Raw genomic sequence first — 19,683 nt, 5'->3', positions numbered from 1 at the left:
CGGGGAAGGGACGTCACGGCCGTGCTGACCGCCACCGACCACATCCAGGACGAGGTGCGCGAGCTGATCCGGCGCCGCGGCATCGACCCGGTCACCGACCACCGGGCCACCCGGCTGCTGATCGACGAGGTGGTCGCCCACTACGAGGAACGCGTCCCGGTCTCGGCGCTGCCGCCGCTGCTGGACCGCAGCGGCACCATGCGGCACGTGTTCGACGCCCTGGCCGGGCTCGGCCCGCTGCAGAAGTTCCTCGACGACCCGGCGATCGAGGAGATCTGGATCAACCAGCCCGGCCGGGTGTTCATCGCCCGGCACGGCCGCTCCGAGCTGACCACCGTCGTGCTCTCCGCCCAGGACGTCCGCGACCTGGTCGAGCGCATGCTCAAGCCCTCGGGCCGCCGGCTGGACCTGTCCTCGCCGTTCGTCGATGCCCTGCTTCCCGACGGCAGCCGGCTGCACGCGGTCATCCCGGACATCACCCGCGAGCACCTGAGTCTGAACATCCGCAAGTTCGTGGTCGCCGCCAACGGCCTGGAGGACCTGGTCGCGCTGGGCACCATCACCCCGCACGCGGCCCGGTTCCTGGAGGGCGCGGTTGCTGCCGGGCTCAACATCATCGTCGCCGGCGGCACCCAGGCCGGGAAGACGACCCTGCTCAACACCCTGATCAACTCGATCCCGGCCCGGGAGCGGGTGATCACCTGTGAAGAGGTGTTCGAGCTGCGCCCCAATCTGCCCGACGTGGTGGCCATGCAGACCCGCCAGCCCAACCTGGAGGGGCACGGCGAGATCCGGCTGCGCCGGCTGGTCAAGGAGGCGCTGCGGATGCGGCCCAGCCGGCTGATCGTCGGCGAGGTCCGCCAGGAGGAGTCCCTCGATCTGCTGATCGCGCTGAACTCGGGGCTGCCGGGGATGTGCTCGGTGCACGCCAACTCGGCCCGGGAGGCGGTGGTCAAGCTGTGCACGCTGCCGCTGCTGGCCGGCGAGAACGTCACCGACGCGTTCGTCGTACCGACCGTGGCCGCCTGCATCGATCTGGTCGTCCAGGTCGGGGTCGAGCCGGACGGCTCGCGCCGGATCCGGGAGATCGTCGCCCTGCCCGGCCGGGTCGAGGGCGGCGTGGTGGAGACCGAGGACATCTTCACCACCCGCGCCGGCGCGCTGGTCCGGGCCCAGGGTTTCCCGCCGCACCCGGACCGGTTCGCCCGGCACGACATCGACCTGGTCGCGCTGCTGGCCGGCGACCCGCCGGCCCGCGCAGCCGCGCGATCGGTCAATTGACCATTCACGTAAATTGGTCAGGGCCCTGACCGGGCCCCCCGCTCCACTCAGCCTCACTCACCCCGCCGGCGCGGCGCAGGAGGATTCATGGCAAAGATCTACGACGACGTCACCGCGTTGATCGGCAACACCCCGCTCGTCCGGATCAACAAGCTGACCGAGGGGGTCGGGGCCACCGTCGTGGCCAAGCTGGAGTTCTACAACCCGGCCAGCTCGGTCAAGGACCGCATCGGCGTCGCCATCGTGGACGCGGCCGAGCAGTCCGGCGAGCTGCCGCCCGGCGGCACGATCGTCGAGGCGACCAGTGGCAACACCGGCATCGCCCTGGCCTTCGTCGGCGCGGCCCGCGGCTACAACGTCGTGCTGACCATGCCCGAGACGATGTCCAAGGAGCGGCGGGCGCTGCTGCGGGCCTACGGCGCGGAGCTGATCCTGACCCCGGGCGCGCTGGGCATGAAGGGCGCCGTCGACAAGGCCCAGGAGATCGCCGCGGAGCGGCCCGGCGCGATCCTGGCCCGCCAGTTCGCCAACGCGGCCAACCCCGAGATCCACCGGCGCACCACGGCCGAGGAGATCTGGAACGACACCGACGGCGCGGTCGACATCCTAATCGCCGGCATCGGCACCGGCGGCACCATCACCGGCGTCGGACAGGTGCTCAAGGCGCGCAAGCCCGGGGTGCAGATCATCGGCGTCGAGCCGGCCGAGTCGCCCATCCTCAACGGCGGCGCCCCCGGCCCGCACAAGATCCAGGGCATCGGCGCCAACTTCGTGCCCGAGATCCTGGACCGGACCGTCTACGACGAGATCATCGACGTCGACGCCGAGACCGCCGTGGCCGTGGCCCGGGACGCCGCCAAGCGGGAGGGACTGCTGGTCGGCATCTCCTCCGGCGCCGCGATCCACGCGGCGATCCAGGTCGCCGGCCGCCCGGAGAACGCCGGCAAGCTGATCGTGGTGATCATCCCGTCCTTCGGCGAGCGGTACCTCACCTCGGTGCTGTACTCAGACTTGATGGACTGATGGGCGGTTTGTCCGACGCGGTCGGCCTGCTCCGCGAGGATCTGCAGGCCGCCCGGGAACGCGACCCGTCGGCACGCTCGCTGGTGGAGATCGCCCTGGGCTACCCCGGTCTGCACGCCGTCTGGTGCCACCGGCTGGTGCACCGGATGTGGCACACCCCGGGCCTGCGGCTGCCGGCCCGGCTGCTCTCGCAGCTGGCGCGGGCGATCACCGGGATCGAGATCCACCCCGGGGCCCGGCTGGGCCGGCGGCTGTTCATCGATCACGGCATGGGCGTGGTGATTGGCGAGACCGCGGAGGTCGGCGACGACGTGCTGCTGTTCCACGGGGTGACCCTGGGCGGCCGGTCCATGCGGCCGGGCAAGCGGCATCCGACGCTGGGCGACCGGGTGACCGTCGGCGCCGGGGCCAAGATCCTGGGCCCGGTGTCCATCGGTGACGGGGCCCAGGTCGGCGCGAACGCGGTGGTCATCACCGACGTGCCCGCCGAGTTCCTGGCCGTCGGCATCCCGGCCAAGCTGCGGCCCCTCCCGGGCACCGTGAGCCCTCTCGCCTACGCCGACGACCCGGCCATCTACATCTGAGGAGGCGAGCCGGATCGAGCCGGATCGAGCGCGGTACGAGCTGGAGTAGGGTGGGCTCTCGACACGGGGTGCCCCCACCGGGGCTGAGAGAAAACCCGTTGAACCTGATCTAGTTCGTACTAGCGAAGGGATTGTCGCTTCCATGCGCACGCCCCTGCGGCGAGCATCGCTCGTTGCACCCCTGCTCGTCCTGCTCACCGCGCTCGTCGCCTGCTCCTCGGGCGCGTCCGCCGGATCCGGGACCGGCACGCCATCATCGGCGGCCGCGTCCGGGTCGGGATCGGCTCCGGCCGGCGAGCGGACCGCGGTCCGTTTCGCGCTGGACTGGACCCCCAACACCAACCACACCGGCCTGTACGTGGCCCAGCAGCAGGGCTGGTTCGAGCAGGCCGGCATCGACCTGCAGATCCTGCCGTACAACACCGCCCTGCCCGAGACCCTGGTCGACGCCGGTAATGCCGAGTTCGGCGTCAGCTTCCAGGACAGCACTACCGTCGCCCAGGCCGCCGGCGCGGACATCGTCTCGGTGCTGGCCGTGCTACAGCACTGGGCCACCGGGATCGGCGTGCGGGCCGACCGCACCGACCTGAACTCGCCCAAGGACCTGGACGGCAAGACCTACGCCGGATTCGGCGGCCCGACCGAGGAGCCGCTGCTCAAGACGGTCATCCGCGACGACGGCGGCACGGGCGAGTTCACCACCGTCACCCTGGGCACCTCGGCCTACGAGGCGCTGTACTCGGGCAACGTCGACTTCACCATCCCCTTCCTGGCCTGGGAGGGCATCGAGGCCGAGCACAACGGCACGCCGATGAAGTACTTCAAGTACACCGATTACGGCTTCCCGGACGCGTACTCGGTGGTGATCATCGGCAACCGCAGCTGGCTGGCCGAGCACCCGGACGTGGCCAAGGCCTTCGTGCAGACGCTGCAGCGCGGCTACCAGTTCGCCGCCGACCAGCCGGACGAGGCGGCCGCGCTGCTCATTGCGGCCAACCCGGGGGCCTTCCCGGACGAGTCGCTGGTCACCGAGAGCCAGCAGCTGCTGGCCACGAAATACATGAAGAACGACACCGGCACGGTCGGGCCGCAGACGCAGGCCCAGTGGGCGGCCTACGGCTCGTTCCTCTACGACAACGGGCTGCTGATCGGCCCGGACGGCGCCCCGCTGACCGCCGAGCCGGATTACTCGACCCTGTTCACCGACGAGTACCTCTCGTCATGACCGCTCGGTCCGAATCGCTGCCCCGCGCCGGCGTCGCCGCCGCGGGGGCGGCGCCGGTCGGGCCGGTCGCCCGGTCCCGCGGCCGGCGGCTACTGGCCACGGTCGGCCCGGCCGCCCTGATCGTCGCGCTGCTGCTGGTCGGCTGGCAGCTCGCGGTGGTGCTGACCGACGCCCGGCCGCAGATCCTGCCCTCGCCGTTGCGGGTGGTGCAGCAGGGCTGGCTCAACCGCGACGACCTGACCCGGCACGGCCTGGCCACCCTGGGCGTCACCCTGGTCGGGTTCACCGTCTCGCTCGCGGTGAGCTGGGCCGTCGCCATCACGGTCGACTTCGTGCCGTGGCTGCGCCGGGCCCTGGTGCCGCTGCTGGTCGGGTCGCAGACCCTGCCGATCATCGCGATCGCCCCGCTGATGATCATCTGGTTCGGCTTCGGACTGCTGCCCAAGGTGCTGGTGATCATCCTGACCACCTTCTTCCCGGTGGCCATCGGGCTGATCGAGGGCTTCTCCAGCGCGGACCGGGAGACCGGGCGGCTGCTGGCCTCGATGGGCGCCTCCCGCGGTCAGCAGTTCCGGTACCTGCGGCTGCCCGGCGCCATGCCCCGGTTCTTCACCGCGCTGCGGATCGGCATCACCTACGCGGTGGTGGCCGCGATCTTCGCCGAGTACGTCGGCGCCACCAGCGGTCTGGGCATCTACATGAGCATGCAGAAGAACTCCTTCCGCACCGACCTGGTGCTCGCCGCGGTCGGCGTCACGGCGATCATCTCGATCACCCTGTTCGCGTTGACCTTCCTTCTCGAGCGCCTGGTCTGCCCCTGGCAGCGGGCGTCCCGTCCGCACCGGGAGACCGGCGGTGGCTGACCCGACCGGCAGCCTGCGATTCACCGGGCTGACCAAGAGCTTCGCCACCCCGAGCGGCCCGTTGCCCGTCCTGGACGAGGTCACCGCCACGGTGCGCCGCGGGGAGTTCGTTGCCGTCATCGGGCCCAGCGGCTGCGGCAAGAGCACCCTGTTCTCGGTGCTGACCGGGTTGGAACGGCCGGACGCCGGCCGGGTCGGACTGGATGGCGAGGACATCACCGGCACGGTCGGCCATTGCGCCTTCATGCCGCAGCGCGACCTGCTGATGCCCTGGCGCACCATCCTGGACAACACGGTGCTCGGCCTGGACGTGCAGGGCGTGCCGCGGGCCCAGGGCCGCCGGCGCGCGGCCGAGCTGTTCGCCCAGTTCGGCCTGACCGGGTTCGAGAACGCCTACCCGGCCGAGCTGTCCGGCGGGATGCGGCAGCGGGCCGCCCTACTGCGCACCGTCGTACAGGGCCGGGACATCGTCGCCCTGGACGAGCCGTTCGGCGCGCTGGACTCGCTGACCCGGACCGAGCTACAGGGTTGGCTGCAGCGGGTGTGGGCGCAGCACGACTGGACGGTGCTGATGATCACCCACGACATCCGGGAGGCGGTCTACCTGGCCGACCGGGTGCTGGTGCTCTCCCCCCGACCGGCCCGCATCGTGCGCGACCTGCCCGTCCCGCTGCCCCGTCCCCGCGAGGTCGGCCTGCTCGCCGCCCCGGAGTTCGTCGCGCTGGAGGCAGAACTGGTCGACCTGCTTCACTCCCCGGCCCGCGGCGCCGGGTAGGCCAGCAGGTCCCCCCGGACGGCCAGCTCGACCGCGGTCCCGGCCGCCACCGGCTGGTAGCCGGGGCTGCGCACGGCGACCACCTCGCCGGAGGCCAGCCGGGCCCGGATGACCGTGTCCGGTCCGAAGTAGCGGTGCTCGATCACCTGGGCGCGGATGCCGCCCTCGGTCGCCGCGTCGTGCAGGGTGACCTGCTCGGGCCGCAGGGCCACCACGACGGGCCCGTCCGGCACCGGCAGCCGGGCCGGGCGGTGACCCAGGGCCGAGTCGATCCGGCCGGCCCGCGCGGTACCGGCCAGCTCCACGATCTCCCCCACGAACGCGGCCGCGGCCAGCGTGGCCGGCCGGTGGTAGAGCTGGGCCGGCGGGCCGATCTGCGCCACCCGCCCGTCCAGCAGCAGCACCACGGTGTCGGCCAACGAGAGCGCCTCGCCCTGGTCGTGGGTGACCAGCACCGCCGTCGTGCCGGCGTCGCGCAGCACCCAGGCGATCTCCTCGCGCACGCTGGCCCGCAGCGCCGCGTCCAGCGACGAGAACGGCTCGTCGAGCAGGATCAGCGCCGGGTCGGCGGCCAGTGCCCGGGCCAGCGCGACCCGCTGCTGCATCCCCCCGGAGAGTTCCTCCGGCCGCCGGGACTCGGTGCCCGGCAACCCGACCAGCTCCAGCCACCGGGCGACGGCGGCGGCCCGGTCCCGGCCGGCCGGCAGGCCGAAGCCGACATTGCCGCCGACCGTCAGATGCGGGAACAACGCGCCCTCCTGGGGCAGCAGGCCGATCCGGCGCTGCTGGGGCGGCACCCAGGCGCCCGGCCCGAGCAGCTCCCGGCCGGCCAGCCGGACCACCCCGGCGTCGGCCGTCTCGAATCCGGCCAGGATCCGCAGCATCGTCGTCTTGCCGCAGCCGGACGGGCCCAGGACGGCGGTGATCGATCGGGGCGGCACGGTCAGGGCGACGTCGGTGAGCACTCGCTGCCGGCCGAACGACTTGCTCAACCCCTGCACGACCAGGCCGCCGTCGGCCCCGGCGACCACCGGATGCGGCAGCGCCCCTCGCCCGCGCGCTCGGGCCGAGAACTGCTCAATGACCACGGATCTCACCCGCCCGTCCACTCCAGCGACCCAGGATCGCGGTCGGCACGGCGGCGAAAAGCACCAGCGCGGCCGCGTAGGGCGCGGCTCGGCCGTAGTCGCTGACCGTCGTGTACTGCCACAGTCCGGTGGCGAGCGTCTGCGTCCCGGTCGGGTGCAACAGCAGGGTGGCCGGCAGCTCCTTCATGGTGGCCAGGAACACCAGCGCGGCGCCGGCGGCCATGCCGGAGGCGGCCAGCGGCGCGGTCACCGCGAAGAACGCCCGGGGGGACGAGCGACCCAACGACACCGCCACCTCCTCCAACCGCGCCGGGGACGATTCCACCGCCGCCCGGATCGATCCGACGGCCAGCGGCAGGAACAGCACCACGTAGGCCAGCACCAGCATCGGCGAGCTCTGGTACAACGGCCGCAGCACCCGCGCTCCCAGGTACACGCCGGCGACGGCCACCACGATGCCGGGCAAGGCATGGGTCAGGAACGTCGTGCGCTCGATCACGCTGACCGCCGGCCCACGGTAGCGCGCCGCGAGCAGCGCGACCGGCACGGCCATCGCCAGGGTGACGGCCGCGGCGGCCAGCGAGTAGCCGATCGAGGCGCTCAACGCGGCGGCCAGCTCGGCCAGGTCGATCGAGGCCCGCACCGAGCGGGACACCCACAGCAGCAGGGTGCCCAGCGGGAAGAGCAGGCCGGCGGCCAGCACCACGCCGACCGTGGCGAACGCGACCCCGCGGCCGGCCCGGCCCAGGCGGATCAAGGGGGCCGGCCGGGCCACGCCGGCGCCGACCCGGTAGGCCGAGGCCCGGCCGCGGGCCAGGGCCTCGGCGATGATGAGCAGCACCGCGAAGAACAGCAGCACCATGGCCAGGATGGCCGCCCGGGAGGGGTTGAACCCGGCCCGGTAGGCGCCATAGATCACCCAGGTGAAGGCCTCGTAGCGCATGGTGGCCACGGCCCCGAAGTCGCTGAGCACGTACAGGGCGACCAGCAGGCAGCCGGCGGCGATGGCCGCGCGGGCCCGGCGCAGCGTCACCCCGAACAGCACGGCCGCCCCGGAACGACCCAGCGAGCGGGCCACCTCCTCCTGCGCCGGGTCCAGCCGGGAGAGCGCGGCGACCGCCGGCAGGAAGACGTAGGGGTAGGACACGATGGTCAGCACGATCGCGGCCCCCCAGAAGCCGGCCAGCCCGGGGAACTCGGAGATCCAGATGTAGGCGGCCACGTAGCTGGGCACGGCCAGCGGCAGGGCCAGCAGCACCGACCAGTGCCGGCGGCCGGGCAGGTCGGTCCGGGTGACCAGCACCGCCAGGGCGGTGCCGAGCAGGCCACAGGCTGCGGTGACCACGCCGACCAGGGCCAGGCTGCGGCCGACCAGGGCCGCCGTCCGGGCCTGGACGAGCTCGTCGATGACGAACGCCCAGCCCCGGTCGACGGCCCGTTCGCCCAGGTAGAGCACCGGCACCAGGGTGATCAGGGTGATCAGGCCGGCGGCGGTGACCAGCGGCCAGGGTGGCCGCCGGCCCACCGCGGTGCGCATCACCGGGTCAGCAACCCCACCTCGGACAGCAGCTGCTGGGTCTGCTCCAGCGAGCTGAGCTGCGACAGGTCGATCTGCGGCGGGCTCAGCTCGCTCAGCGGCGGCACCTCGGCGGCCGCGGCGGTGCCCGGCACCAGCGGGAACTCCTTGGTCTTGGCTGCGAAGTACTCCTGGCCGGCCGGCGAGAGCAGGTAGTCCACGAAGACCTGGGCCTGCTCGGCGTGCGGCGCGGAGGCCAGGACGCCGACCCCGGCCACGTTCAGCAGCCCACCCGGGTCGCCCGCGGCCAGGTACTGGTTCTGGGCGACCACGGCGTCCGCCCCGTCGGCGGCGATCTTCTCGTACAGGTAGTAGTGGTTGACCAGGCCCAGGGCGATCTCGCCGCTGTTCACCGCGTCGCGCACCGCCCCGTTGCGCTCGTAGGCCTTGGGCTCCTGGGCGGCGAACGCGGTCAGCCACTGCCGGGCCCCGTCCTCCCCGCGCAGCACCCGCAGCCCGGTGACGAACGCCTGCCAGGACGCGTTGGTTGGGGCGAACCCGATCTGGCCCTTCCACTGCGGGTCCAGCAACCCGTCGATGGTGTCCGGCGGGTTCGGCGCCAGCGTCGGGTTGTAGACGATCACCCGGGCCCGCCCGGACACGCCCACCCAGCTGCCGTCGGTCGCGGCGTAGGCCGCGGGAACCGCCTCGACCGTCGCCGCCGGCAGGGAGGTGAACAGGCCGGCCTGCGCGACCGCGCCCAGGGCGCCGGCGTCCTGGGAGAAGAAGACATCCGCCGGGGAGGCGTCGCCCTCGGTCAGCAGCTGGGCGGCCAGCTCGCCGGAATCACCGGCGCGGAACTCGACCGCGACCCCGGTCTGCGCGCTGAATTGATCCAACAGCGGGCCGATCAGGTCCTTGTTCCGGCCGGAGTAGACCACCAGCGTGCCGCCGGTCTCGCTCGGTGCGGCGGACGCCGACCCGGCGGTGGAGCTGGCCGTGCCCGATCCGGCCGCCCCGGTCGAGCTGGAGGCGCAACCGGCCAGGAGGGCGGCCAGGCCGATCGCGCCGGCCGCCTGCAGCAGCCGGCGTCCTCGTGGGCGGTGGGTCAAGACGCGCATCGCACTCCCCGTCAGGTGGTAGTTAGGTAAGGGTTGCCTGAGCAACAGCCCGACCGTACTACACGCCGTGTAGTAGTCCGTACCGGCTCGGCCCGCTCGTCCGGCCTCGTACGATGTGACGCGCACGGCCGGCGGCGACCGGCGGCGGGGAGGGAACAGAGGATGCGACGCGGTCCCGGACGCCTGGAGCGGGAGATCCTGCAGATCCTGACGGCATCCGCCGATCCGCTGACGCCGGGTGAGGTCCGCAACCGGTTGGACCAGGACCTGGCCTACACGACCGTGATGACGGTGCTGTCCCGGCTGGCCGACAAGGGCGGCGCGGTGCGCACGCCGCAGGGTCGCGGGTACGCCTACGCCGCGGTCACCGATCCGGCCGCGCAGGTGGCCGCGGCCATGCACCGGGCGATGGCCGGCAACGATCACGCCGCCGTGCTGGCCCGCTTCGTCCGCGCGCTGTCCCCCGACGACGAGCAGGTCCTGTCCCGGCTGCTCAACCAGCCCTGACCGCGATCAACCCACGGTCAGGTAGTCCGCGTCCAGCACCGCACTCAGGGTGTCCAGCGCGGCGAACCGGAACCGGGCGGCCATCGGGTCGCCCTGCCGGGCGGCCGCACCGACGGCCCGGTCCCAGGTGTGCGCCCGGGCGATGTTGGCCACCCGGCAGGCCGTCTCCAGCGTCGCCGGCAGGTCCTCGGTCGGGGCCAGGTCGGCGAACACCTGCAGGTAGGCGTCGCGGATCGCCCGAAAAGGCGCGGCGGCGGGCACCCCGCCGAGCAGCTCGCGCACCATGGCCAGCGGCACCAGCATGGCCGCGAACGGGTGCGCGATCACCGCGTCGCCCCAGTCGAAGAACCGGGCCCGTCCGGCTCGTGGATCCCAGAACATGTTGCGCGGGTGCAGGTCGTTGTGGTCCAGGCTCGCCGGCAGCGCCGAGCGGGACAGCGCGGCGCACCAGCCGGCCACCTCGTCCCGGGCCGCGGCGATCTGAGCGTGCCGGCGCTCGCGGTCCCGGTCCGGCTCGCCGGCGTCGAGATCGCGCCGGGTCAGGGCGAGGGCCCGGTCGAAGGCGTCGAGCATCGCCGGCGGCCGCATGTCGGTGACGCCGGCGGCCAGCATCCGCGGCACCCCGGGCATCAGCGCCCGTTGCAGCCGCCCGTACTGGACCAGCGCCGCACCCAGGGCCCGGGCGAGGTCGGCGCCGGCCAGCTGGTCGCCGAGCACCCGCCCGCCGTCGGGCAGCACGATCCAGCCGCGGGCCGGGTCGGCGGCCAGCGGCGCGAGCACGTCACCCGGGACCAGCTCGGCCAGCACCCGGTACAGCGGTACCTCGAACGCGGTGTCCTGCCCGCAGGCCTTGAGCCAGTAGTCACCGTGATCGGTCGGCACCCGGACCGCGGTCGCCCAGGCCCGCACGTGCGGATGCTCGGCGGCACCGGTCCGGGTGATGCCGGCCGCCGCCAGCCGCTCGTCGAGCCAGGCCAGGGCGGCCGCCTGCCACCCGGGTGAGGACCAGACGGCGGTGCCGAACGCACCCGGGCCGATCGTCACCGCGGGCCGGTCAGACCAGCTCGTCGACCGACCGCACCCCGCCCGGGCCGTTGGCCGTCCGGGCCTGCAGGGCCGCGTCGACCACGCCTCGCAGGTCCGACCCGACGTTGGCGGCGATCGAGGCGGACACCGCCGCCAGCACGAACGGGGCGTCCACGATCACCACCCGCGCGCGCTGCTCGTCCTCCAGGAACTCCACCGCCGTCTCGGCGGTGAGGTACCCGCTGCCCAGGTCGTAGAGCAGGATCGCCCCGTCGCCCGTGTCGGCCCGCTCGATCGCGGCCGCGATCAGGTCGAACGACGTGCCGATCGCCCCGTCCTCCAACCCGCCGGCCGGGCAGATGGCCACGTTCGGGGCCATCTGCGCGGCGACCTCGGCCAGCCCGGCGGCCAGCTGGGCGCTGTGCGAGACCAGCACGATGCCGACCGTCACGGCGCCTTCTCCGCGACCGCGGCCAGCGCCTCGAGCAGGTATGCGGTGCTGGTCGCCCCCGGGTCCTGATGCCCGATCGAACGCGCGCCCAGGTAGCTGGCCCGACCCTTGCGGGCCTGCAGCGGGATGGTCGCCGCGGCCCCCATGGCCGCGTCGTTGGCCGCCGCCCGGAGCACCGCGGCGACGTCGCCGCCGGCGTCGGCCGCCGCGCGGGCCGCGTTCACCGCCGGGGTGAGCGCGTCGACCATCGTCTTGTCCTCCAGCTCGGCCTTGCCCCGGGCGACGACGCCGTCCCGGCCGGCGGTCAGCGCGGTGACGATCGCCTGCGGGTCCAGCGTCGTGGCCTCCTTGACCGCGGTCGAGGCCCGCAGGAACGCGGTCCCGTAGAGCGGTCCGGCCGCCCCGCCGACGGTCGAGATGAGCGTCGAGGCCACCAGTTTGAGCACGGCCGAGGGGGTGTCCGGCTCGCCGGCGTCCAGCTTGGCCAGGACCGCGGTGAACCCGCGGGCCATGTTCTCGCCGTGGTCGCCATCGCCGATGTCCCGGTCCAGCCGGGTCAGTTCCACCTTGTGCTCGGCGATGGTCGCGGCGACGGCGCGGATCCCCGCCACCACCCCGGCCGCGTCACAGCTGGTCCGGTCGGCCTCACTCATCGGCTCACACTCCCCGGCGCATGGCGGCCGTGTTGATGGGCGCATCCCACAGTTCGGTCAGCTCGTCGTCCAGCTTGAGCAGGGAGATCGACATGCCCTGCATCTCCAGCGAGGTGAAGTAGTTCCCGACCAGCGAGCGGGTGACCTCGATGCCCCGCTCGGCCAGGAACTCCCGGGCCGCGTTGTAGGCCAGGTACAGCTCGATCGAGGGGGTGCCGCCCATGCCGTTGACGAACAGCAGGGTGTTGTCGCCCCGTTCGAAGGGCAGGTCCTCGACGACCGACCCCAGCAGGGTGGCGACGATCTCGTTGGCCGAGGTGAGCTTGGTCCGCTCCCGGCCGGGCTCGCCGTGCACGCCGATGCCGATCTCCATCTCGTCCTCGGCCAGCGTGAAGGACGGCTCGCCGGAGTGCGGCACGGTGCACGGGGTCAGCGCCATGCCCATGGTGCGGACGTTGGCCACGACGCGCTTGGAGATGGCGACCACGGCGTCCAGGTCGTCGCCCCGGGCCGCCGCCGCACAGGTGATCTTGTACCAGGGGATGGCCCCGCCCACGCCGCGGCGACCGGCGGTCCAGGTGGAGTCCTTGACCGCGACGTCGTCGTCGATGACCACGGCCTGAACGTTGATGTCCTCGGCGTCGGCCAGTTCGGCGGCGGTCTCGAAGTTCAGGATGTCGCCGGTGTAGTTGAGCACCAGGTGCACCACCCCGGCGCCGCCGTCGGCGGCCTGGGTCGCGGCCAGGATCTGGTCCGGGGTGGGCGAGGTGAACACGGCGCCGGGGACGGCGGCGTCCAGGCCGCCCGGGCCCACGTACCCGCCGGCCAGCGGCTCGTGCCCGCTCCCGCCGCCGGAGACGATGGCGACCTTGCCCTGGATCGGGCCATCGGCCCGGGTGATGAAGTCGGGGTCATGGTGGACGGTGACCAGATCGGCGTGGGCCAGCGCGACGCCCTTGAGGGCCTCGGTGACGACGGTGGTCGGGTCGTTGATGATCTTCTTCACGAGGATCCTCTCGGTGCGAGTACGGGGCTACTCTGCCCCGCCGCATCTTGCCCCGGGAAGCCGGCCCGTGCCACTGCGGTGACGGTGTGCCGACCACCGGCGACCACAGCGTCAGCTCTCGCCGTCCGGGGCGTGCCGCACCCGCACCGACAGGCAGGTCACGCACCCCTCCAGCTTCTCGAACTCGGAGATGTCGACCGGGATCGGGGTGAAGCCCAGGTCGGCGATCAGCTCGGCCGAGCGGGGTGCGGAGGCGGCCATCAGCAGCCGCCCCTCCCCCAGGTCGACCACGTGCGAGCCTCCCTCCTCGGGCATCGGCCGGAAGTGCGGCCAGAACCCGGGGTCGTCGACCAGCGGCTCGTAGCCGATCACGGTGCCGTCGGGCAGCGCGGTCACCGCGGACTTCAGGTGCAGCACCTTGGTGGTGGGCACGGCGACCACCCGGTGGCCGAGCGGCTCGCAGATGCGCCGCAGCGACGCGATGCCCTCCGCGCTGGTGCGCAGCGTCCGGCCGACGTAGACGGTGCGGCCGATCTTGAGTACGTCCCCGCCGTCCAGGGTGCCCGCGTCCAGCGTCGCGGTCGGGTAGCCCAGGGCGCGCACCGTGACCGAGGTGCCCATCGTCTCCGGCTTGCGTTCGTCGGCGCCGGGGCTGGTGATCACCGCGGTCCCGCCGATCATCACCACCGTGTCCTCGACGAACACCCCGTCCGGGCACTCGGGGGCGGCCGGCACCTCGACGGTGTCCCAGCCGGCCTCGGTCAGCGCCCGGGTGTAGTCCGACCACTGCCGCACGGCCAGCTCGGCGTCCACCGGTACCCGGTCCAGGTGGGTGAGCAGGCCCTGCGCCAACCGGGGCGAGGGGGCACGGACGAGGGCTCGACGGGGTGCAGTGGTCACGCTGCGCGAGGCTACTCGCGCTCTCGGTGCTGATAGATGTCCGGGATCCCGTCCTGGTCGTCGTCCCGGTTCTCCTCCTCCCACAGCCGCCGGTAGCGGCGGTTGCGCAACCGCAGCACCACCGCGGCCAGCACCGCGGCCACCAGCGACCCGGTGAGCACCGCGATCTTGACGTGGTCGTCGGCCTCCGGATTGGCCGCGAATGCCAGCTCGCCGATCAGCAGGGACACGGTGAACCCGATGCCGCCCAGGATGGCCACGCCGGTCACGTCCGGCCAGGTCAACCCCGCCTGCAGCGGGGTGCGGGTGATCTTGCTGGTCAGGAAGGTGGCGGAGACGATGCCGATCGGCTTGCCGACCACCAGGCCGGCGATGATGCCCAGGGCGATCGGGTCGGTCAGCGCCGAGGTGAAGCCGGACCAGCCACCCAAACTCACCCCGGCCGAGAACAACGCGAACAGCGGCACCGCGATCCCGGCCGAGATCGGCCGCATCAGGTGCTCGAAGTGCTCGGCCAGCCCCGGTCCGTCCGGGTCCTTGGCCGCCCGGCCGGGCCGCACCGGCACGGTGAAGGCGAGCAGCACGCCGGCCACCGTGGCGTGGATGCCGGAGGCGTGCACCAGCGTCCAGGTGGCCACGGCCAGCGGCAGCAGCAGGTACCAATGGCTGATCCGGCGCTGCACCAGCAACCCGAACCCGGCCAGCGGGATCAACGCCAGCCCGAAGTAGAGCAGGTTGAGCTCGTCGGTGTAGAAGACGGCGATCACAATGATCGCCAGCAGGTCGTCGACCACGGCCAGGGTGAGCAGGAAGGTGCGCAGGGTCGACGGCAGGTGGGTCGAGATCACCGCCAGCACGGCCAGGGCGAAGGCGATGTCGGTGGCGGTCGGGATCGCCCAACCCTTAGGTCCGCTGCCGGCCGCGAAGGCCAGGTAGACGATGGCCGGCACGACCATGCCGCCGACCGCGGCGAACACCGGCACGGCCGCGCGACGCCGGTCCCGCAGGTCGCCGGCCACGAACTCGCGTTTGAGCTCCAGCCCGGCGACGAAGAAGAAGATGGCCAGCAGACCGTCCGCCGCCCAGGTTTCCAGGGACAGGTTCAGGTGCAGCAGCTCCGGCCCGGCGACGAAGTCCAGCATCGCGTAGTAGCCCGCGGACCAGGGCGAATTGGCCCAGACCAGCGCGATGACGGCGGCCGCCAGCAGCAGCGCACCGCCGACCGTTTCGCGGCGCAGGACTTGCGCGAGCCGGCTGTTCTCCGACCAGGAGCCGGGTGAGAACAACGAGGTGTCGTCGGATGACGGCATAGGGGAACCCTTCTGCCGACCAGGCTTCCCGGCGCTCCATCGACCCGGAGACGCCGGGTGAACAGGGATACCGTAACGGTTACCGGAGGCGCGACCGTGACCAGCTGAGGGGGCGAGGACCATGGCCGATGAGGCGCTGGTCGCGCTGGCCGCCCCGCCCGAGGCGGCCGGCGCGGTCCGGACGATGATCGGCTACCGGATGGCCGCCGAGCCCGGTGAGCATCGCGGCCTGCCCAGCCCCTACCTGACCCTGGTGTTCTCGCTGTCCGGGCCGCTGCCGATCCACGTCCCGTCCCCCGCGGGCCGGCGGGAGGGCGCGTTCCGGATCCCGTTGGGCGGCCTGCACACCCGGGCCGTGCTGTTGCCCCGCCGGCTCCCGCACGCCCCGACCTCCGCTCAACGCGGCATCCAGTTGGCCGTGCATCCGCTCGCCGCCCGGGCCGTCTTCGGGGTGCCGGCCGCGGCGCTCACCGACGAGGTGCTCGAGGTCGGGGACGTCGTCGGCCCGCTGGCCGGGCTGACGGAGCGGCTGGCCGCGGATCCGACCGGGCCGGACGCGGTGGCCGCGGTCAACGGGTGGCTGCGCGAGCGCACCCGGGCCGCCGCGGCCTCACCCGCCCCGCGGGAGCTGGCCCGCGCCTGGCGGCTCATCGTGGGCAGCGACGGCCGGGCCCGGATCGGCGACGTCGCCCGCGACGTCGGTTGGTCGCGGGCCCACCTGACCCGGCGGCTGCGCGCGGAGATCGGCGTCGGCGCCAAGGATCTCGCCCGGCTGGCCCGGTTCCAGCGATCCCGCCGGCTGATGATCGGTCGGGCCGGGGAGCTCGGCCGGATCGCGCAGGACAGTGGCTACGCCGACCAGTCCCACCTGACCGCGGAGTGGCGGGAGTTCGCCGGCTGCACCCCGCGGCAATGGATGGCCGCCGAGCTGGCCGACCACTGACCCACCGGGTCCGGCCCGGCATCCGGCGGTCGGCAGGTCACATTTCTCCAAGACGGCGGGCGACCGACTTGGCAGAGTCGGCGGCATGAACGCACCCACCACCACCCGCCCCGGGGCCTGGCCCACCCTGTCCTACCGCGACGCCGAGGCCGCGGTCCGCTACCTGACCGAGGTGGTCGGATTCACCGAATCGGTGGTCCACCCCGGCGGTCCGGACCGGCCGATCGCGCACGCCGAACTGCTCTGGCCGGACGGCGGCGGCATCATGTTCGGCTCCGAGCCGACCGAGCCGCGCTGGTCCGGATCGGCCGGCGGTCCCGGCACCGGCACCGCCTACCTGTCCACCGACGACGTCGCCGGCGTCGCCGCCCGGGTCGCCGCGGCCGGCTGGACGGTGCTGCGCGAACTGGCCGAGACCGACTACGGCAGCCGCGAGTTCGCCTTCCTCGATCCCGAGGGCAACGCCTGGAGCGTGGGCAGCTACCCGGGCGCCCAGGGCGGCTGAGCCGGGCGCGCCGCCCTCGACAGCGCGCCGCCGGCATGCGAACATGTGTTCGTGCGCATCAGCGGGACCAGGACGGACGCGTCGATCCTGCACGCCGACCTGGACGCCTTCTTCGCCTCGGTCGAGCAGCGCGACAACCCCACGCTGCAGGGTCGCCCGGTCATCGTCGGCGGCGGCGTCGTGCTCGCCGCCAGTTACGAGGCCAAGGCGATGGGGGTACGGACCGCGATGGGCGGCCGGCAGGCCCTGGCCCTGTGTCCGGACGCGGTCGTCGTCGAGCCCCGGTTCAAGGCCTACACCCGGGCCAGCCACGACGTGTTCGAGGTGTTCCGGGACACGACGCCGCTGGTCGAGGGCCTGTCCATCGACGAGGCGTTCCTGGACGTCGGCGGGCTGCGCCGGGTCTCCGGCGAGCCGGCGCAGATCGCCGCCCGGCTGCGGGCCGCCGTGCTCGAGCGGGTCGGCCTGAAGATCACCGTCGGCGTCGCCCGCACCAAGTTCCTGGCCAAGGTGGCCAGCGGGGTGGCCAAGCCGGACGGGCTGCTGGTGGTCGAACCGGACCGGGAGCTGGAGTTCCTGCATCCCTTGCCGGTGCAGCGGTTGTGGGGCGTCGGCCCCAAGACCACGGCCAAGCTGCACGCCCTGGGCGTGACCACGGTGGGTCAGGTCGCCGGGCTGGACGAGGCCACCCTGCTCACCGCGCTGGGTCAGGGGTCGGGCCGGCACCTGCACGCGCTGGCGCACAATCACGACCCGCGCGCCGTCCAGGTCGGCAAGCGGCGGGGGTCGATCGGCTCGCAGCACGCGATGGGCCGGGGCCAGCACTCGCTGGCCGAGATCGACGCGATCGTCATCGCGCTGGTCGAGCGGGTCGGCGGCCGGATGCGCAAGGCCGGCCGCGAGGGCCGCACGGTCATGCTGCGCCTGCGCTTCGACGACTTCACCCGGGCCAGCCGGTCCCACACCTTGGCCCGGCCCACGGCGCAGACCCCGGTGATCCTGGAGGCGGTACGGGACCTGGTGGCCACGGCCCGGCCGCTGATCCGGGACCGCGGCGGGCTCACCTTGCTCGGCATCGCGGTGGGCAACCTGGACGACGAGGACGGTCAGCTGGAGTTGCCGTTCGGGGCCCGGTCGGCCCCGGTCCGGGACGCCGCCCTGGACACGGCGATGGACGGCATCCGGGAACGTTTCGGCGCCGCCTCGCTGACCCGGGGCGTGCTGGTCGGCCGCGAGCAGCGGGCCGCCATGCCGATCCTGCCCGACTGAGAATTCCTCGCTCGGCGCTGAGTTGTCCGGCGCGCTGCGGTCCAATGAGCCATGACCACTTCCGAGACCGGCGCCGAGCCACACCTGCAGGACCGCCCCGCCGTGCCCTTCGTCGGCACCACCACCGGCGTGAGCACAGCGACCATCGCGCAGATCGCCGACCGCATCCCGGAGCTCGTCGGGGCGCTGATCAGCCGCGGGATCACCCCGACCGGCGCACCCTTCTTCCGGTACCTGGACCTGCGCGGGGATGCGATGACACTGCAGGTCGGGGTGCCCGTGCCGGACGGCGCCGAGCTGCCCGAGCACGTGCTGCCGTTCACGGTCGAGTCCGGGCACCTGCCGGCCGGCCGGTACGCCGGCCTGACCCACGTCGGCTCGTTCGACGGTCTGCGCGCGGCCACCGAGCGCCTGCTGGCCTGGGCGAGCGAGCAGGAGCTGCGCCTGGACATGGAGACCGAGGACGGTCTGGAGCGGTGGACCGCCCGGCTGGAGATCTACCTGACCGACCCGCGCCTGGAGACCGACCCGAACCGGTACCGCACCGAACTGGCGATCAAGCTGGCCGACTGAGCCGCCGTGCGGCGCCCGCTTTTCAGGGCACTGTCGGAGGTTTGTGACACCCTGCCGGCCATGACGAACCTGCAGACAGGAATCGTGATCAGTGCGGCCAGCTCCCGGGAGTTCGCCGACCTGGCGGTGGAGGCGGAGGCCGCCGGGTGGGACGCGATCTTCACCTGGGAGGCCGTGTGGGGCCAGGACGCCTGGGTGACGCTGACCGCGGCGGCGATGGTCACCGAGCGGATCCGGTTGGGCACCATGCTCACCCCGCTGCCCCGGATCCGGCCGTGGGACCTGGCCGGGCGGGCGGCCACCCTCGATGCGCTCTCCGGCGGCCGGGTCCAGCTGGCGGTCGGGATGGGCGCGTTGCACGAGGGCTGGTTGGCGTTCGAACGGGACGAGGGTCGCAAGGTGCGGGCGGAAAAGCTCGACGAGGGCCTGGCCGTCTACGACGGGCTGATGCGCGGCCAGCCGTTCGAGTACACCGGCACGCACTACCAGGTCCACCCCACCGACTTCATGCCGCCGCCGGCGCCGATCCAGCAGCCCCGAGTGCCGGTCTGGGTCGTCGGCGCATACCCCGCGACCAGGTCGTTGCGCCGGGCCGCGCGGTGGGACGGCCTGCTGGCCACCAAGGTCGGGTACGCGGCCGAGACGCCGTTCGGCCCGGCCGACCTGGCCGACGTAGTGGCCGCGGTCCGGCCGCTGCGGGCCGAGGCCGGGCTGCCCTGGGACGGCTACCAGGTGGTCGCCGAGGGAGTCAGCGAACCCGGGGCGGCCGGGGACGCGACGGCCCGCGAATGGGTGGACGCCGGCGCCACCTACTGGGTCGAGTCCGACTGGTCGATGGGTGCCGACGCGGTCGACCGGCACCGGCGGCGGATCGAGGCCGGACCACCGCGGCCGTGAATCCGGTGCCCGAAGGGGCAGCGGGGCGTCCCCATCGGGCGGGCCGCGGGGCCTGGGCCCCGCGCCGGCCGGCGCCTAGATTTCCGAGGATGGAATCGGTGCGGGCGACCCGAGCGGAGCCCGCGCCGGCCCGAGCGGGGCCGATCCGGGGGCCGAGCGCCGACCGC

Annotated in this window: 21 protein-coding genes and 1 riboswitch; of the genes, 12 read left to right on the top strand and 9 right to left on the bottom strand. The window is 73.2% G+C overall.

Features of this window, described 5'->3' with window-relative positions:
- Nucleotides 1-21 precede the first annotated feature (21 nt).
- The 6 genes from NAMU_RS08340 (at nt 22) to NAMU_RS08315 (ending at nt 5,751) form a co-directional block, all read left to right on the top strand.
- On the top strand, nt 22-1,281 hold the full coding sequence (locus NAMU_RS08340) for a CpaF family protein (RefSeq protein ID WP_015746965.1): 1,260 nt from the start codon (nt 22-24) through the stop codon (nt 1,279-1,281).
- 87 nt (nt 1,282-1,368) lie between these two features.
- A complete protein-coding gene (gene cysK, locus NAMU_RS08335) occupies nt 1,369-2,304 on the top strand; it encodes a cysteine synthase A (protein WP_015746964.1) in 936 nt (311 codons plus the stop codon).
- Nucleotides 2,304-2,888 (top strand): serine O-acetyltransferase EpsC, encoded by a 585-nt coding sequence (gene epsC, locus NAMU_RS08330; protein ID WP_015746963.1) that lies wholly within the window; start codon nt 2,304-2,306, stop codon nt 2,886-2,888. The genes cysK and epsC overlap by 1 nt, the downstream gene beginning before the upstream one ends.
- Nucleotides 2,889-2,942: 54 nt before the next feature.
- Nucleotides 2,943-3,037, top strand: a riboswitch (TPP riboswitch).
- Entirely contained in the window at nt 3,031-4,113 is a 1,083-nt protein-coding gene (locus tag NAMU_RS08325) for an ABC transporter substrate-binding protein (RefSeq protein ID WP_015746962.1), read from the top strand. It overlaps the preceding riboswitch by 7 nt.
- Nucleotides 4,110-4,976, top strand: a complete 867-nt coding sequence (locus NAMU_RS08320) for an ABC transporter permease (RefSeq protein WP_015746961.1) — start codon at nt 4,110-4,112, stop codon at nt 4,974-4,976. The genes NAMU_RS08325 and NAMU_RS08320 overlap by 4 nt, the downstream gene beginning before the upstream one ends.
- On the top strand, nt 4,969-5,751 hold the full coding sequence (locus NAMU_RS08315) for an ABC transporter ATP-binding protein (protein WP_015746960.1): 783 nt from the start codon (nt 4,969-4,971) through the stop codon (nt 5,749-5,751). The genes NAMU_RS08320 and NAMU_RS08315 overlap by 8 nt, the downstream gene beginning before the upstream one ends.
- On the opposite strand, the gene NAMU_RS08310 is transcribed toward NAMU_RS08315, so the two are convergent.
- Genes NAMU_RS08310 through NAMU_RS08300 form a run of 3 tightly spaced genes read right to left on the bottom strand, consistent with a single transcriptional unit; the run spans nt 5,724 to nt 9,476 of the window.
- Nucleotides 5,724-6,848 carry an ABC transporter ATP-binding protein gene (locus tag NAMU_RS08310; protein ID WP_015746959.1) on the bottom strand — a complete coding sequence of 375 codons (1,125 nt, stop codon included), beginning with the start codon at nt 6,846-6,848 and terminating at the stop codon, nt 5,724-5,726. The genes NAMU_RS08315 and NAMU_RS08310 overlap by 28 nt on opposite strands.
- A complete protein-coding gene (locus NAMU_RS08305) occupies nt 6,829-8,376 on the bottom strand; it encodes an ABC transporter permease (protein ID WP_015746958.1) in 1,548 nt (515 codons plus the stop codon). Before NAMU_RS08305 ends, NAMU_RS08310 begins: the two co-directional genes overlap by 20 nt.
- On the bottom strand, nt 8,376-9,476 hold the full coding sequence (locus tag NAMU_RS08300; RefSeq protein WP_015746957.1) for an iron ABC transporter substrate-binding protein: 1,101 nt from the start codon (nt 9,474-9,476) through the stop codon (nt 8,376-8,378). Before NAMU_RS08300 ends, NAMU_RS08305 begins: the two co-directional genes overlap by 1 nt.
- A gap of 162 nt (nt 9,477-9,638) precedes the next feature.
- Here NAMU_RS08300 and NAMU_RS08295 point away from each other — a divergent pair, with 162 nt between their 5' ends.
- Nucleotides 9,639-9,983 carry a BlaI/MecI/CopY family transcriptional regulator gene (locus NAMU_RS08295; RefSeq protein ID WP_015746956.1) on the top strand — a complete coding sequence of 115 codons (345 nt, stop codon included), beginning with the start codon at nt 9,639-9,641 and terminating at the stop codon, nt 9,981-9,983.
- 6 nt (nt 9,984-9,989) lie between these two features.
- On the opposite strand, the gene NAMU_RS08290 is transcribed toward NAMU_RS08295, so the two are convergent.
- The 6 genes from NAMU_RS08290 to nhaA all read right to left on the bottom strand — a co-directional run bounded on the left by NAMU_RS08290 (nt 9,990) and on the right by nhaA (nt 15,329).
- Nucleotides 9,990-11,027 carry an aminoglycoside phosphotransferase family protein gene (locus tag NAMU_RS08290; RefSeq protein WP_015746955.1) on the bottom strand — a complete coding sequence of 346 codons (1,038 nt, stop codon included), beginning with the start codon at nt 11,025-11,027 and terminating at the stop codon, nt 9,990-9,992.
- Nucleotides 11,028-11,037: 10 nt separating this feature from the next.
- Nucleotides 11,038-11,460 carry a dihydroxyacetone kinase phosphoryl donor subunit DhaM gene (dhaM, locus tag NAMU_RS08285; RefSeq protein ID WP_015746954.1) on the bottom strand — a complete coding sequence of 141 codons (423 nt, stop codon included), beginning with the start codon at nt 11,458-11,460 and terminating at the stop codon, nt 11,038-11,040.
- Nucleotides 11,457-12,113, bottom strand: a complete 657-nt coding sequence (dhaL, locus tag NAMU_RS08280; protein ID WP_015746953.1) for a dihydroxyacetone kinase subunit DhaL — start codon at nt 12,111-12,113, stop codon at nt 11,457-11,459. Before dhaL ends, dhaM begins: the two co-directional genes overlap by 4 nt.
- A 4-nt stretch (nt 12,114-12,117) precedes the next feature.
- Entirely contained in the window at nt 12,118-13,119 is a 1,002-nt protein-coding gene (dhaK, locus tag NAMU_RS08275) for a dihydroxyacetone kinase subunit DhaK (RefSeq protein WP_015746952.1), read from the bottom strand.
- 111 nt (nt 13,120-13,230) lie between these two features.
- Entirely contained in the window at nt 13,231-14,019 is a 789-nt protein-coding gene (ddaH, locus tag NAMU_RS08270) for a dimethylargininase (RefSeq protein WP_015746951.1), read from the bottom strand.
- Between the two features lie 11 nt (nt 14,020-14,030).
- Nucleotides 14,031-15,329, bottom strand: coding sequence for a Na+/H+ antiporter NhaA (gene nhaA, locus NAMU_RS08265; protein ID WP_015746950.1), 1,299 nt, complete (start codon nt 15,327-15,329; stop codon nt 14,031-14,033).
- Nucleotides 15,330-15,450: 121 nt separating this feature from the next.
- Between nhaA and NAMU_RS08260 the strand changes: the two genes are divergently transcribed.
- The 5 genes from NAMU_RS08260 (at nt 15,451) to NAMU_RS08240 (ending at nt 19,516) form a co-directional block, all read left to right on the top strand.
- Nucleotides 15,451-16,272, top strand: coding sequence for a helix-turn-helix domain-containing protein (locus NAMU_RS08260; protein ID WP_015746949.1), 822 nt, complete (start codon nt 15,451-15,453; stop codon nt 16,270-16,272).
- 85 nt (nt 16,273-16,357) lie between these two features.
- Nucleotides 16,358-16,777, top strand: coding sequence for a VOC family protein (locus NAMU_RS08255; protein ID WP_015746948.1), 420 nt, complete (start codon nt 16,358-16,360; stop codon nt 16,775-16,777).
- 45 nt (nt 16,778-16,822) lie between these two features.
- A complete protein-coding gene (gene dinB, locus NAMU_RS08250; protein ID WP_015746947.1) occupies nt 16,823-18,046 on the top strand; it encodes a DNA polymerase IV in 1,224 nt (407 codons plus the stop codon).
- A gap of 51 nt (nt 18,047-18,097) precedes the next feature.
- A complete protein-coding gene (locus tag NAMU_RS08245) occupies nt 18,098-18,619 on the top strand; it encodes a GyrI-like domain-containing protein (protein ID WP_015746946.1) in 522 nt (173 codons plus the stop codon).
- A 60-nt stretch (nt 18,620-18,679) separates the two neighbouring features.
- Nucleotides 18,680-19,516 carry an LLM class flavin-dependent oxidoreductase gene (locus NAMU_RS08240; protein ID WP_041368594.1) on the top strand — a complete coding sequence of 279 codons (837 nt, stop codon included), beginning with the start codon at nt 18,680-18,682 and terminating at the stop codon, nt 19,514-19,516.
- Nucleotides 19,517-19,683 lie beyond the last annotated feature (167 nt).

Source organism: Nakamurella multipartita DSM 44233, assembly GCF_000024365.1.
GTDB lineage: Bacteria > Actinomycetota > Actinomycetes > Mycobacteriales > Nakamurellaceae > Nakamurella > Nakamurella multipartita.
This window is presented reverse-complemented; position numbering and strand designations above follow the sequence as displayed.

Coding starts and splice junctions, on each gene's coding strand:
- dhaL (WP_015746953.1), bottom strand. CDS start 12,113: ATGAGTGAGGCCGACCGGACCAGCTGTGACGCGGCCGGGGTGGTGGCG.
- NAMU_RS08255 (WP_015746948.1), top strand. CDS start 16,358: ATGAACGCACCCACCACCACCCGCCCCGGGGCCTGGCCCACCCTGTCC.
- NAMU_RS08325 (WP_015746962.1), top strand. CDS start 3,031: ATGCGCACGCCCCTGCGGCGAGCATCGCTCGTTGCACCCCTGCTCGTC.
- NAMU_RS08305 (WP_015746958.1), bottom strand. CDS start 8,376: ATGCGCACCGCGGTGGGCCGGCGGCCACCCTGGCCGCTGGTCACCGCC.
- nhaA (WP_015746950.1), bottom strand. CDS start 15,329: ATGCCGTCATCCGACGACACCTCGTTGTTCTCACCCGGCTCCTGGTCG.
- NAMU_RS08260 (WP_015746949.1), top strand. CDS start 15,451: ATGGCCGATGAGGCGCTGGTCGCGCTGGCCGCCCCGCCCGAGGCGGCC.
- NAMU_RS08240 (WP_041368594.1), top strand. CDS start 18,680: ATGACGAACCTGCAGACAGGAATCGTGATCAGTGCGGCCAGCTCCCGG.
- NAMU_RS08300 (WP_015746957.1), bottom strand. CDS start 9,476: ATGCGCGTCTTGACCCACCGCCCACGAGGACGCCGGCTGCTGCAGGCG.
- cysK (WP_015746964.1), top strand. CDS start 1,369: ATGGCAAAGATCTACGACGACGTCACCGCGTTGATCGGCAACACCCCG.
- NAMU_RS08320 (WP_015746961.1), top strand. CDS start 4,110: ATGACCGCTCGGTCCGAATCGCTGCCCCGCGCCGGCGTCGCCGCCGCG.
- epsC (WP_015746963.1), top strand. CDS start 2,304: ATGGGCGGTTTGTCCGACGCGGTCGGCCTGCTCCGCGAGGATCTGCAG.
- NAMU_RS08245 (WP_015746946.1), top strand. CDS start 18,098: ATGACCACTTCCGAGACCGGCGCCGAGCCACACCTGCAGGACCGCCCC.
- NAMU_RS08295 (WP_015746956.1), top strand. CDS start 9,639: ATGCGACGCGGTCCCGGACGCCTGGAGCGGGAGATCCTGCAGATCCTG.